Source organism: Pueribacillus theae, assembly GCF_003097615.1.
In the GTDB taxonomy this organism is placed as follows: domain Bacteria; phylum Bacillota; class Bacilli; order Bacillales; family UBA6769; genus Pueribacillus; species Pueribacillus theae.
In genome coordinates this window covers 64,559-77,141 of the sequence record NZ_QCZG01000005.1, presented here as the reverse complement: position 1 = coordinate 77,141, position 12,583 = coordinate 64,559, and the positions used below count along the sequence as shown (strand labels likewise).

The following is a 12,583-nucleotide window of genomic DNA, read 5'->3' as shown; positions in this document are numbered from 1 at the left end:
TTAAGCGATTGGAACTTAAAGGGGGTAATTTTTTTCTAGTAATCTATTAAAGCAATTCAAGCATTAGCGCCATGCCTTGGCCGCCGCCAACACATAGTGTAGAAATGCCGTATTTTGCATTTCTGCGTTTCATTTCATAAAGCAATGTTGTCGTGATTCTTGCGCCTGTTCCACCAAGCGGGTGGCCGAGTGCAATGGCTCCGCCATTTACGTTCACTTTTTCCGGGTCAAGGTTAAGCTCACGAATGCAAGCGACTGATTGGGCAGCAAATGCTTCATTTAATTCAAATAAATCGATTTCATCCAAGCTTTTGCCTGTTTTTTCAAGCAGCTTTTTCACCGCTGGTACAGGTCCGATTCCCATGACTTCTGGAGATACTCCAGCAGCTGTCCAGTCTACAATTTTAGCAAGCGGTTTTAAACCAAGCTCTTCAGCTTTTGCTTTTGTCATAATGACCATTGCAGTTGCACCGTCATTTCTTCCGCAAGCGTTTCCTGCTGTTACTGTTCCGCCCTCTTTAAATGCTGGTTTAAGCTTAGAGAGAATTTCAACCGTTGTTCCAGGACGAGGGAATTCGTCTGTATCAAATACAATTGTATTTTTTCTTTGTTTTACTTCAATCGGTACAATTTCATCTTTAAATTTGCCTTCTTCAATGGCTTGTGCAGCACGTCTTTGGCTTTCAGCAGCAAAAGCATCTTGGTCTTCTCTTGAAATGTTGTAGCGTTCTGCAACATTTTCAGCTGTCATCCCCATGCCAAGATTGTGGCCGAATATTTCAGTTGGCTGTTGGCCATTTTCTTTGTTTGAGTCCACGAGCTTAGGGTTATCCCCACCGAAACGGCTTCCGCGCAAGTACAATGGAGCGAGGCTCATGTTCTCAGTCCCGCCAGCTACAACAACCTCTGCTTGTCCAAATGCGATTTGTTGAACGGCAGAGCCAATTGCCTGCATGCCTGAAGCACAAAGGCGGTTGATTGTAAATGCAGGTGAAGTTTCAGGAATACCAGCTCTTAAAGCGGCAACACGGGCAACATTTGATTCATCTGTTTGCTGCCTTACTTCACCGAGAATCACTTCATCAACCTGTTTAGGTTTTATGCCTGCGCGATTAATCGCTTCTTTAATGACATGTGCCGCAAGATGGCCGGAAGTCACGTCTTTTAATGTGCCACCATATCGGCCGATTGGTGTACGAACAGCGCTTACAATTACATATTCTTGTTGTTGACTCATTTTAAAATCCCCCTTATACAATATAGGTATTTGAATCCTTTATAAAATTATTGCTTGAAAATAAAGTGAGCGAGAAAAGGGGACAAAGCATAAAAACTGTCCCGTTTTTGAATCCCGCACACAATCAGTCATCATTTATATTCTTTGCGTAATTGGCCTGCAATGATGTTCTTTTGAATTTCTGAAGTCCCTTCATAGATGCGGGTAATACGGGCATCTCTGTAGTAGCGTTCAATTGGGAAGTCAGAGATATAGCCAATTCCTCCGTGAACTTGAACCGCTTTATCTGCGACACGGTTGTACACTTCAGAACCGTAAAGTTTCAACATCGCCGCTTCTTTAATTACTTTCATTCCTTGGTCAACCATCCATGCTACTCTATAAGTGAATGAACGCAATGCTTCAGTTTCCATCGCCATTTCAGCGACCATATGGGCAACTGCTTGATGTTCAATAATTGGAACGCCAAATTGAATGCGTTCTTCTACGTGGTGCATGGACATGTCAAGCAATTTTTGGCAAGAGCCTAGGTTTCTGGCAGCTAGGCCAGCGCGGCCGTTCGCAAGGATTTTTAGCGCGTTAACATAACCCATTCCGACTTCGCCAAGGACATTTTCCTCAGGAACTTCAAGATCTTCGAAGACTAGCTCTGCAGAATGAGAGCCTTTGAGACCCATTTTCTTTTCAATTCCACCGAGATTGAAGCCTGGGAAATCTTTTTCAACGATGAATGATGTGATTCCTTTTGCGCCTTTGGACGGATCGGTTACAGCCATAACGGTAAATACGTCTGCTTCAACCGCATTGGTAATATAATGCTTCGTACCGTTGATAATATATTTATCGCCTTTTTTCACGGCTGTTGTTTTCAAGTTGGTCGCATTTGAACCCGCTTGCGGCTCAGTTAATGCGAATGCGCCGATTTTCTCTCCGCTTGCCATTGCAGGCAAATATTTTTTCTTTTGTTCTTCGTTGCCCATTTCAACGATGCCAACAGAACCAATACCGGTGTGGGCGCCAATCAGCGTCGTAAAGCCATTATGTGTTTGGCCAATTTCTTCGTAAAGCGCACATTTTCCAACCATGCCGATGCCAAGGCCGCCGTATTCTTCAGGAATACTAAGTCCAAACAGCCCCATCTCTTTCGACATTTCGACAATTTTCTCCGGAATCTTATCTGTCTCTTCAATTTCCATTGCAACAGGTTCTACTTCATTTTGAACAAAGTCGCGAACATTATTTTTTAGAAATAAAATATCATCGCTTAATTTAAAGTCCATTATCATCCACTCCTATCCATATCTATCTTATCATATTTCTTTATTTTTTAGCAGAATAATCATAAAAACCTTTTCCGCTTTTTCGTCCAAGCCTGCCTGCTTTTACATATTTCACCAATAACGGGCAAGGCCTGAATTTCTCTCCTAATGTTTGGTGAAGATACTCCATGTTTCGGAGCCTTGTATCAAGTCCAACGAGGTCGGCAAGCTCTAGCGGTCCCATTGGATGGTTTAGGCCAAGTTTCATCGCTTTGTCTATATCTTCTACACTGCCTACGCCTTCCATCACCATATTCATCGCTTCATTTCCGATCAGGCAGTTCATTCTGCTTGTCGCAAAACCTGGGAATTCGTTGATTTGGACGCATTCTTTCCCGATAAGTTCGCCAAACTGCAACGCTTTCTGCATCGTTTCGTCGGAGGTTTCCAAACCGCGAATAATTTCGATCAGTTTCATCTTTGGCACTGGGTTGAAAAAGTGCAATGCCACACATTGTCCAGGGCGATTCGTTGCCGCCGCAATCTCTGTCGGGCTCATCGTTGATGTGTTTGTCGCTAAAATTGTATGCGACGGAGTAATGTCATCCAGTTTCTTAAATAGTTCAATTTTGAGATCCATCAATTCAAGTACAGCTTCTATTACGATATCCGCATCTTTAGCAGCTTCTTCGAGATTTGTAGTGTAATGAATTTTTTCGAGATTTTTTGCCGCTTCTTCTTCTGTAATTTTTTGTTTTTCGATACTGATCTCAAATTGTTTTTTTATGTAATCTTTGCTAAGTTCGAGCATCTCTTCATTAATGTCTTGAAGGGTTACTTCAATCCCTTTGACTCCAATGGCAAAGGCAATGCCCCTCCCCATCGTTCCTGCGCCGACAACCGCTGCTTTCTTAAACATCATTTAACCACCTCTTTATTATCGTTCAATAGTTTCTTTATTTTCCTTTGAAGTTCGGTTTTCTTTTTTCAAGAAATGCAGTCGTTCCTTCATTTTTATCTTCAGATGTATAGAGGATGGCCTGAGAAAGTCTTTCAATCATCAATCCTGTTTTCATTTCTGTTTCAGTTCCGTAGTTAACTGCCAATTTTGCAAGCATCACTGCTAGAGGGCCTTTGCTTATTATTTTCTCAGCCAATTCTTCTGTTTTGACAACAAGATCCTCTGGTGAAGCAATTTCACTTACAAGCCCGATTGCCTTCGCTTCTTCTGCATCAATCATTTTACCTGTTAAAATCATCTCTAGTGCTTTGCCTTTTCCGACAAGCCTTGCTAAGCGCTGAGTTCCTCCGGCGCCTGGAATAATCGAAAGGTTTAATTCCGGCAGGCCAAGCTTGGCGTTTGTCGACGCAACGCGAATATCACAGGACATCGCAAGTTCGCAGCCTCCACCTAGTGCATACCCGTTAATCATAGCGATTGTCGGCTTTCTGCAGGCTTCGATGATATCGTAAATTTCTTGCATTGTGCCTCTTTGAAAAGCATCGAGCATCGTTCGTTTCGTAAGTTGCGAAATGTCGGCTCCTGCTGCGAATGATTTTTCACCAGCCCCTGTAAAAATAATGCATTGTACTGCTTCATCATTTTCAAGCTCGTACAATGATTCAACCATCTCATCAACAGTCTCTTTATTAAGAGCGTTGCGAACCTCTGGACGATTAATCGTGATGTAAGCTAATCCAGAGTCTTTTTTGTCAATGATAAGATTTTGGTAACCCATTGAAACTTTCCTCCTTTTCAGTATGTTAATTGCTTTTTTAATCGTTGGCGTAAAAACTGGGTCAGGCATCCTATATTAGAATAACAGAAAAAACTTTTTTAGAAAAAAGAAATTTTATTCTGATAGTAAATTTCACTAAATTATATGGAAAACAGTTAAGATTGTTAAGTAAAGGATGAGAAAACATAAGGAAATGAGACAGTAAAAAATATTCCAGTTAAATGAAAGTTCAAAAACGCGCTGCTTCATTAAATTCCCCAGCATGTGACTGACCGCTGTCATCGGAGAGACTGTTGTCGCAAGACCCCAAGCGCCTAGCAGCAGTACAGCATAATACAATTTCGACATTCCAAGCAATGCAGGATCTATACTTGTAATATATAGAGAAATGAGCATAATTGGATGAAACCCTATAATACTAAAGGCAATAACCGTTACAGCAATAAAAAATGAAATCCCGATTGTAAAATCTTTAAAAACGGTTAAAAGAACTTTTGCCAGCCAAGTCCCAAAATTTGTTTGGCTGACGGCGCCGCTGAAAAAACCGGTAGCAAGAAAAAGAACGGTTTCTTTTTTAAATAGCGGTACGGTTGTTGTGACGTAATGCTTGCTTTCAGCAAGCAACAAAAGAATTTGTCCTTTGATGGCCAACCATATAGGCGGCAATAAAAAAGCAAGGATAATCACAGCTGTAGGCATGGTTAAAGGTGTCAGCCAATCAATTAAAAAAACAAGCCCAATCATTCCCGCCAGCAATAAGAAAAGTTCAATAATTTTCTTCCAATTTACAACAATTGCGCCGTCTTCTTCCACTGTTGCTGCATGTTCTTGGACGGCACCTGTTACGGCAGCTTCCCTTTTCATAACAATCATATCAGTTAAAATACTGACAGCAAAACTGATAAGAACACAGCCCAATAAATAAGGAAGGGCTGCAGCCCATTCAATATGCAGTTGGCCAATGACTAGCGCCATTGCGGCAAAAAACGGCGACCACGTAATCGTGCTTGCATACCCACGAAGCAATGTAGTTGATAGGAGGCGGGGTGAGTTTAAAACTGGATTTTTTGAAGTTAGATAATAAAAAATCGAGACAGCACCCATATTCAATACGACAGACATTGCATGTGTAAAAAGTTGTGTTGACGCTAGAAATAAAGAAGGGCTATGCAAGTATTTCATATACAGCCCCTTTAAAGCGAGTAAATACTCTTCCGATTTCACTGTTAGTCCAAGGAGCGGCACAGAAACAAATAATGAAATAAGTGTATGATTCAAGGATGCGCTGCCCATCCATACGTCTATGCTGCTTCCTTTCATAATAAAAATGACCGAACCGATCGCGAGCATCCCTATTGACATATATTTAATCAGCCCATCGATAATCGGCAGAAAGAAGAGCATAACAAACATTAAATAAGCCCCTGTAATATATTGCATTTGGGGTAAGTGGATAAATTGCCCAAGCAAATATATAAAAGTAATTCCAAGAACAAGCCCGCTTTGGATCATCAATAATTTCTCGTTTTTCTTCATCTTTCTATGTGCTCTATCCACTGCTTTTCCTATCCCTTCAAAAGAAATCCTGATTTAACTATCGATATAAAGAAGATTGCTGTAGATTGCCTGGATGGCAGGTGTTTCCACTCCGAGCTGCCTGCCTTTCTTAACGAAATAGCCTGACAATGATTCAATTTCCATTTTTTTGCCGTTCAATCGATCTTGCAGCATGGATGGTTTATGCCCTCTTGCCAATTCAGCATTTTTAAAGGTGATGGTAAACATCTTTTCTTTTAAAGGAATACCGTTTTTATTCGCGATGAGAAGGACCTCCCGGCAAATATTCTCCGCGGTTTCTCTAAGCTCTTTATTATCCAATATTTCACCTACGGTTGCTGTTGAGAGAGCTGCCAGAGGATTAAATGTTGCGTTCCATAAAAGTTTTTTCCATTTCGCCTCCATAATTGAATCTCTCGTAAGTGTTTCAATATTCGCTTCATTAAACAGTTCTGCAACATTGTCACGAAATGAAACAAGCGATTCATGCAAAGCGCCAATGACAAGTTTTGTCACTCCATCCACGTGAATCACACCAGGTTCCTGGATATGTGATGAAATATACGCGGCCGCTGACAAGATGCGTTCTTGTCCAAAAATATCTGAAAGCACCTCTTCATTGTCCACACCGTTTTGGAGTGTAAGAATGACGGCATGATCATTACCCAATTCCGAAATTCTCTCAGCAGTTTCTTTCGTATCTGTTGATTTCACGCAAAACAAAATTAATTCAGCATCAAGAAACGCAGTTAAATCATCTGTAAAGTCACCGTCCACAGTCATTGGCTCTCCATTTTCAATGACTTTTAACCCCGACTTTTTCATCGCTTCTAAATGTTTTCCCCTTGCAAGAAATGTAACATCATGGCCTGCCTTTTTTAAAAATGCTCCAAGATATCCTCCGACAGCTCCTGCTCCTGCTACTGCAATTTTCAAGCTCGTTCTCCTCCTATTTTGTTTTTAAATTAAGATTATACTTCTTCTTCAATTTTTTCTAGAGCTATTAAAAAATTTAAAACCCTGCTGTAAAAGCCAGGGCAAAATAAATTAATGATAAAAATGAAGATCTGAAAGGGGCCAATATTTAATGTTTACTTCACCAACAATGTTATCATAAGGAATCACGCCAATGATGCGGCTGTCCGCACTGTCTTGGCGGTTGTCTCCAAGTACAAAAACCGTATTTTCCGGTACTGTTTTTTGTCCAATGATTTCTTCCGTTGTAAAGTTATATGTAAATAAACCGTCGAAAGATTGTTTCAACTCGTCTAAATACGGCTCATCATATTGTTCACCATTTATGTATAATATGTCGTTCTTATACTCAATTTGATCACCTGGCAATCCAATTACTCTCTTAATATAATCAACGTTTTCGTTTGCATGAAAGACAACGATGTCAAAACGCTCAGGTTTGAATATTTTGTATCCAATTTTATTTACAATCAAACGATCACCATTATGCATCGTGGGCAACATCGAATCGCCTTCGACGATATAATTCGTAAATAAAAAGGCACGGATAATAAAAGCAATGATAATTGCAACTACAATTGTTTTTACCCAACTGAATAACTCTTTATTTTTAGACAAACGGCTCCCTCACTAACATTAGACGCAACGAACAATAAGTGAAAGGCTCGGATCTTTCACCTATCGTTTGCTAATTTATTAAATTTTTGTAGAAGATGGTAACGTTATTGTAACATTCTTTCGTCTCTTTTTTAATTCCGTAAAACTGTTTTTTCTTTATTTGTAAAGTAGTTGAAGATTCCGCGTCTTCAATTTATAGAAAAAATTATACACATGCTTTTTTCAATGTCAAATGAGGACTCCTCAACCTGCAGTATAGATGGGATAAAAGAATTCAAGTTATTTTCATTTCCTTCCTTTTCTTTATGCCATAAAACAGGTAAAGTAAAGGTAGGATTCTGGAAAGGAGTAATGATATGAGAAAATTTTTTGTATTTATTTTATTATTAACAGCTTCCTTCATGATTTCTGCATGTGGTTCGGATAGTGAAAAAAATGGACATGCTAACGAAGAAGCGATACCTGATACGGATAAGGAAAATACAAATGATAAAAGCGAAAAGGAAACGGATAAAGCAATCATCCGCGATCTTGGTATTTATGTCGGTCAAATTGATCCCCATTCCGTTGAAATTGAAACGAATGAAGGGCCAAAAGCGTTCCAGTTAAACGAGGAATCATCTTCTCTTATTGAAGATCTTGAACCAAATGACGAGGTGAAATTTCATTACTATGTCAATGCTGATAATCAAAACATTCTCGAGACAATTGAAAAAATGAATTCAGCGAACAATGAGAAAGAACAGAAAAAAATAGAAGAAACCGGAATATACAACGGCCAGCAAGATCCGCACACGATTGAAATTGAAACAAAAGAAGGGCCGCAGGCATTCCAATTAAGCGATCAGGCAAGAACAGAAGTTGAGCAATTAAAAGAAGGAAAGGAAGTTACTTTTATCTATTATAAAGAAGGGCCACAGCTAATCATTGAGACAATTAAACAGACAGAATAACAAAAAAAGACTTGGGGGGAGATGTACAAGGTAAATTTCCTTGCCAAGTCTTTTTATTACACTCCCCATACATCATCCGCATTATCTTTATTATCTTTTTTTAACAATCGCTACTGTGCATCTTGACACACAAATCAGTTTATCTTCCTCATCCGTAATGCGAATATCCCATACCATCGTTGTACGCCCTTTATGTAAAGGAGCTGCTGTTGCTGTTACAATGCCATCTCGTTTTCCTTTTACATGATTCGCGTTAATTTCAAGTCCGACAGCATAATGGGTTTCTCCGTTAATATTTAACGCCGTACCAACGCTTGCCGCCGTTTCCGCAAGGGCAACAGAAGCACCACCGTGCAGAAGGCCATACGGCTGCCATGTTTTTGGCCCGACAGGCATTTTGCAAACAACGCGATCAGGTGTTAATTCTTCATAAGTTATCCCTAATGTCTCTACTAATGTTTCTTTATTACCGAGTACTCCCGGGTATTTCGTATTTTCCATTGTTTCACTCTCCCTTACTAAATCAAATCGAAAAACCGCCAAGTTTTGTATCTAAATACTCTAAAATGCCTTCCTTTCCACCTTCTCGGCCTAGCCCGCTCTCTTTCATTCCGCCAAACGGAGCAGCGGCAGCGGTTGGATTAATATCGTTGATGCCTACTATGCCAAATTTAAGTTTTTCAAACATCCGAAAGGCAGTTTTCATATCGTTCGTATAAACATAGGATGCAAGCCCGTAGTTTGTGTCGTTTGCCATTTTTATTACTTCTTCTTCTGTTTCAAAAGAAATGATTGGAGCGACCGGCCCAAACGTTTCTTCGCGATAAATTAACATATCCGTCGTCACATTTGAAAGTACCGTCGGTGCATAGAAGTAACCGTTTTTTAGATGATCATCTTCATATCGGGCACCGCCTGCTGCGACAAAAGCGCCTTTTTCACGTGCATCTTTTACTTGGTTGTCCACTTTGTTCAATGCAGCTTCGTCGACTAGGGGGCCAATTGTACTTCCCTCTTCAAGCCCATTTCCCGCTTTCATTTTGTTCACACGCTCGACAAGCGTTTCTGTGAATTTCTCGATAATATTCTTATGTACGAATATACGATTTGGGCTAATGCATGCTTGGCCAGTGTTCAAAAATTTAACGAGGGACGCGCCCTTTGCAGCATGGACAGGATCTGCATCAGGAAATACGATGAACGGTGCGTGTCCTCCGAGCTCCATTGACACTCGCTTGACTTGGCGTCCAGCCTTTTCTGCAATCATTTTTCCAATTTCCGTCGAACCTGTAAATGTAATTTTCTTAACTGTTTCATTCGTTACCAATTCATCACCAACTTCAGCCGGATCACTTGTCGGTACTAAGTTAACGACACCGCTGGGGATTTTCGCTTCTTCAAAAATTTTGAACGTTTCAATGGCGCAAATTGGCGTCTGTTCTGCCGGTTTTAAAACAATTGTACAACCGGCCGCAAGGGCAGGCGCAATTTTACGTGTCAGCATGGAAATTGGATAATTCCACGGTGTGATTGCTCCAACAACCCCAACTGGCTGCCTCAAGACGAAAAAGCGCTGATCGCCTCTTGGGGCAGGCAAAATTTCACCATAAACACGCTTGGCTTCCTCTGCATACCAAATCAAAAAGTCGGCAGCGTATTGCACTTCGTTTCGCGCTGCTTTAAGCGGCTTCCCTTGTTCTTTCGTCATCGTTTGCGCCAGGTGTTCTTTCTTTTCCATCATTAATTCATAGGCTCGGTATAAATATTTTGAACGTTCAAATGCTGTAAGCGAAGACCACGATTCAAAGGCAGTTTCCGCTGCTTTGATTGCGTTTCTCGCATCCTCTCTCGTGCCGTCAGCAACTTCTCCCAACAATTCACCAGTCGCCGGATTTGTAACGTTAAACGTACCTTTGCTGGAATTTTGCCATTCTCCGTTGATAAAAAGCATGTTACTACCTCCGATTTAAATTGATAGGGAAGGAAGGAGTAAAAAACCCCTTCCCAAGTATTGCCTATTATTAGATTCCTTTAACTTATCTACAATGTCAAGCGATAGATTTATGATCTTGGTCTTTTCCCTTTTTCTTTGTCCAATCATATTCAAGCAAAAGCCAAAGAACTAAACCAACCCCTAATCCCCAAGTCGCCCCTTTCGCGACTAGGACTGCACCGATGATTACGGCGATTCCTTTTTCGAGTGTCGATGTATCTTTCAAAAGCTCCATCGCCAAATAACCGCATAAGTAGCCCTGAATTAACATCGTCAATGTCATTCCGACTGCAACTCCCGGTTGGAATAGCGTCACAACAGGTCCAAGCAGTAAAGCAAAACTCATCCCCCAGAAAATTCCGGTTGCTCCTCCCCAGTAGCTGTCTACGACTTTACGAGGGTTGTTCATATACCTTGTCGTAACGAGCGCTTGTCCCGCAGTCCATTGGGGACCAGACAACCCTAAAAACGGCATAAATATCGCTTGGAAAAAGTTACGAATGGAGACAATGATGCTATTTCTGGCTGGGCTGAAAACAATTTTTTCATCTTTCCTGACTTCATCCGCCCGTTTTAATAACGAGCTGACGACAAGAATGTCTCCAAAGGCAATAATATATGCTGCGATTGCCAACGGAAGCGCTTGAAGGAAGTAGCTTGCCGGGGGTAACCCTATTCCAAAAATACTGTAATTTGAGAGAATTTCCCCTATTGGAATGGGAACAATATTCCATTCTATTTTTGGTGCGGAAACTTCACCAATTAAAATCCCAAAAAGATAGGCGAACGCAAACGGTATTGCAATCCCGTATTGTGCAACAAACCGAAAGAATGAGTAACGTTCACGCAGCGGAGCTGCTGACTTGGAAAACATCATAAAGAACCCGAGAGCCGCACCAACTAAAATGGTGATTGGCATGCTCCATACACGGCCTTCGTCCTTAAATTCACCAAAAACTGCAGCAAAACCAGCTCCGAATAATATACCCGCCTTCAAAGATAACGGCACTTTTTTTACAAGATAATCCGCCCCTCTAAATAATCCCATTAATAAAAAGATCAGGGCTACCATGGCTTGCAAAGCTATTAAAGCATGAATTCGAGCTTCGCCTTCAGGAAAACCAGATAAAAATCCGACATAAAGAGGGATACCTGCTGTAATCCATCCAACAACTGACGGATCACCGAAATGGGTATGCAGCAAATACAAAAAGTTATTAATGATAACAAAAGCGATTGCGATTTCAAACGGAATGCCAAGGACATCCAGCATAATTGCCGTAATACTCATCGGCACAACACATAGAATGGCCCCTTGAATCCAGTCTGGAAACTCAAACTTGTAATGCACAAAAGGCAGTCTTACTTTTAATGGGCCTAGGGTGGACGGTTGTTCTTCGCCATCCGGACGGCGTTTATAAATTGCCATTGTTTTACCTCCTTTATATTGTAAATATTGTAAAAATTTAGACGTTTAATTTGCCAGACTCTATTCTCCTAATCAATCATTTTGTAATGAAGATCGAGAGAATAGCGTCTTGTTCCATTTTTTATTCCTCTAAAACTTTTCTAAACTGAAGAATGTGATTCACAAATTCTTCAGGCTTTTCAAGGGCAATATAATGGCCGGCACCCTCAATCTTAGCAACTTGAACGTGTGGATTGAGCGCTTTTAATTCCTCCTCTGTATTAGGGGGGATTAACCGATCTTCATCCCCGATGACAGCCAAAATCGGTTTTTGAAGTTGTTTGAGCGTTTCTTTGCCAATTTTATAGTTATCACAAGCCTGAAAGTCTTTCATTGCTACATCGGTCGGCGAGTTGTCCAACTCTTGTTCTTCCTCTTCTAACAAATCTTGGCTGGCACCTTTCGCATAAGAAGCACGGAAGAGAAAATCAGGGAATGTCCCTTCCCTAAGTGTCGCAATGATGTTTGGATGGACCGGTAATTTGTACGAGCTTGCTGCAAGTACAATTCCTTTGACTTTATCGCTTCGTGCGCCAAGCTCGAGTGCAACTAATCCACCCATGGAGTGGCCGACAACAATGCAATCTTCTGTCAAAGATGCAGACAATACATTTGCGTAATCTTCAATCGTTTCACATTGCTCCGCTTTGTTTTCGCCGTGGCTTGGCAAATCCAAACAAATGTTTTCATTCTCTCCCAACACGGGAATTATTGATCGCCATTTATTCTTTGTGCCGCCTGCCCCATGAATGAAAACAAATTTTAACGCATTGTTTTTACCCAT

General features: G+C 40.9%; 12 protein-coding genes. 1 reads left to right on the top strand and 11 read right to left on the bottom strand.

Annotation, left to right across the window (positions count from 1 at the left end):
- Window positions 1-46 precede the first annotated feature (46 nt).
- From DCC39_RS04070 to lepB, 7 genes are all read right to left on the bottom strand, one after another.
- The gene (locus DCC39_RS04070) at window positions 47-1,237 is read right to left on the bottom strand and encodes a thiolase family protein (protein WP_116553610.1); all 1,191 of its coding nucleotides are present in this window, start codon (window positions 1,235-1,237) and stop codon (window positions 47-49) included.
- A 131-nt stretch (window positions 1,238-1,368) separates the two neighbouring features.
- Window positions 1,369-2,517 (bottom strand): acyl-CoA dehydrogenase family protein, encoded by a 1,149-nt coding sequence (locus tag DCC39_RS04065; protein ID WP_116553609.1) that lies wholly within the window; start codon window positions 2,515-2,517, stop codon window positions 1,369-1,371.
- A 40-nt stretch (window positions 2,518-2,557) separates the two neighbouring features.
- Entirely contained in the window at window positions 2,558-3,418 is an 861-nt protein-coding gene (locus DCC39_RS04060; protein WP_407071832.1) for a 3-hydroxyacyl-CoA dehydrogenase family protein, read from the bottom strand.
- Between the two features lie 34 nt (window positions 3,419-3,452).
- On the bottom strand, window positions 3,453-4,235 hold the full coding sequence (locus tag DCC39_RS04055; RefSeq protein ID WP_116553607.1) for an enoyl-CoA hydratase/isomerase family protein: 783 nt from the start codon (window positions 4,233-4,235) through the stop codon (window positions 3,453-3,455).
- Window positions 4,236-4,370: 135 nt separating this feature from the next.
- On the bottom strand, window positions 4,371-5,792 hold the full coding sequence (locus DCC39_RS04050) for a hypothetical protein (protein ID WP_133243467.1): 1,422 nt from the start codon (window positions 5,790-5,792) through the stop codon (window positions 4,371-4,373).
- A gap of 33 nt (window positions 5,793-5,825) precedes the next feature.
- A complete protein-coding gene (locus tag DCC39_RS04045; protein ID WP_116553605.1) occupies window positions 5,826-6,728 on the bottom strand; it encodes a ketopantoate reductase family protein in 903 nt (300 codons plus the stop codon).
- A gap of 111 nt (window positions 6,729-6,839) precedes the next feature.
- Complete coding sequence (gene lepB / locus DCC39_RS04040) at window positions 6,840-7,385, bottom strand: signal peptidase I (RefSeq protein ID WP_116553604.1); 546 nt, start codon at window positions 7,383-7,385, stop codon at window positions 6,840-6,842.
- Window positions 7,386-7,741: 356 nt separating this feature from the next.
- On the opposite strand from lepB, the gene DCC39_RS04035 reads away from it, so the two are divergent.
- Complete coding sequence (locus DCC39_RS04035; protein WP_116553603.1) at window positions 7,742-8,338, top strand: hypothetical protein; 597 nt, start codon at window positions 7,742-7,744, stop codon at window positions 8,336-8,338.
- 90 nt (window positions 8,339-8,428) lie between these two features.
- On the opposite strand, the gene DCC39_RS04030 is transcribed toward DCC39_RS04035, so the two are convergent.
- From DCC39_RS04030 to DCC39_RS04015, 4 genes are all read right to left on the bottom strand, one after another.
- On the bottom strand, window positions 8,429-8,839 hold the full coding sequence (locus DCC39_RS04030; RefSeq protein WP_116553602.1) for a hotdog fold thioesterase: 411 nt from the start codon (window positions 8,837-8,839) through the stop codon (window positions 8,429-8,431).
- 22 nt (window positions 8,840-8,861) lie between these two features.
- A complete protein-coding gene (locus DCC39_RS04025; RefSeq protein ID WP_116553601.1) occupies window positions 8,862-10,289 on the bottom strand; it encodes an NAD-dependent succinate-semialdehyde dehydrogenase in 1,428 nt (475 codons plus the stop codon).
- Window positions 10,290-10,386: 97 nt separating this feature from the next.
- On the bottom strand, window positions 10,387-11,760 hold the full coding sequence (locus DCC39_RS04020) for a hypothetical protein (RefSeq protein ID WP_116553600.1): 1,374 nt from the start codon (window positions 11,758-11,760) through the stop codon (window positions 10,387-10,389).
- 121 nt (window positions 11,761-11,881) lie between these two features.
- Window positions 11,882-12,583: an alpha/beta fold hydrolase gene (locus tag DCC39_RS04015; RefSeq protein WP_116553599.1), complete on the bottom strand. Its 702-nt coding sequence runs from the start codon at window positions 12,581-12,583 to the stop codon at window positions 11,882-11,884.

Excerpts from the sequence above, each read along its gene's own strand:
- DCC39_RS04070 (WP_116553610.1), bottom strand. The coding sequence starts at position 1,237 with ATGAGTCAACAACAAGAATATGTAATTGTAAGCGCTGTTCGTACACCA.
- DCC39_RS04065 (WP_116553609.1), bottom strand. The coding sequence starts at position 2,517 with ATGGACTTTAAATTAAGCGATGATATTTTATTTCTAAAAAATAATGTT.
- DCC39_RS04060 (WP_407071832.1), bottom strand. The coding sequence starts at position 3,418 with ATGATGTTTAAGAAAGCAGCGGTTGTCGGCGCAGGAACGATGGGGAGG.
- DCC39_RS04055 (WP_116553607.1), bottom strand. The coding sequence starts at position 4,235 with ATGGGTTACCAAAATCTTATCATTGACAAAAAAGACTCTGGATTAGCT.
- DCC39_RS04035 (WP_116553603.1), top strand. The coding sequence starts at position 7,742 with ATGAGAAAATTTTTTGTATTTATTTTATTATTAACAGCTTCCTTCATG.
- DCC39_RS04030 (WP_116553602.1), bottom strand. The coding sequence starts at position 8,839 with ATGGAAAATACGAAATACCCGGGAGTACTCGGTAATAAAGAAACATTA.
- DCC39_RS04025 (WP_116553601.1), bottom strand. The coding sequence starts at position 10,289 with ATGCTTTTTATCAACGGAGAATGGCAAAATTCCAGCAAAGGTACGTTT.
- DCC39_RS04020 (WP_116553600.1), bottom strand. The coding sequence starts at position 11,760 with ATGGCAATTTATAAACGCCGTCCGGATGGCGAAGAACAACCGTCCACC.
- DCC39_RS04015 (WP_116553599.1), bottom strand. The coding sequence starts at position 12,583 with ATGGGTAAAAACAATGCGTTAAAATTTGTTTTCATTCATGGGGCAGGC.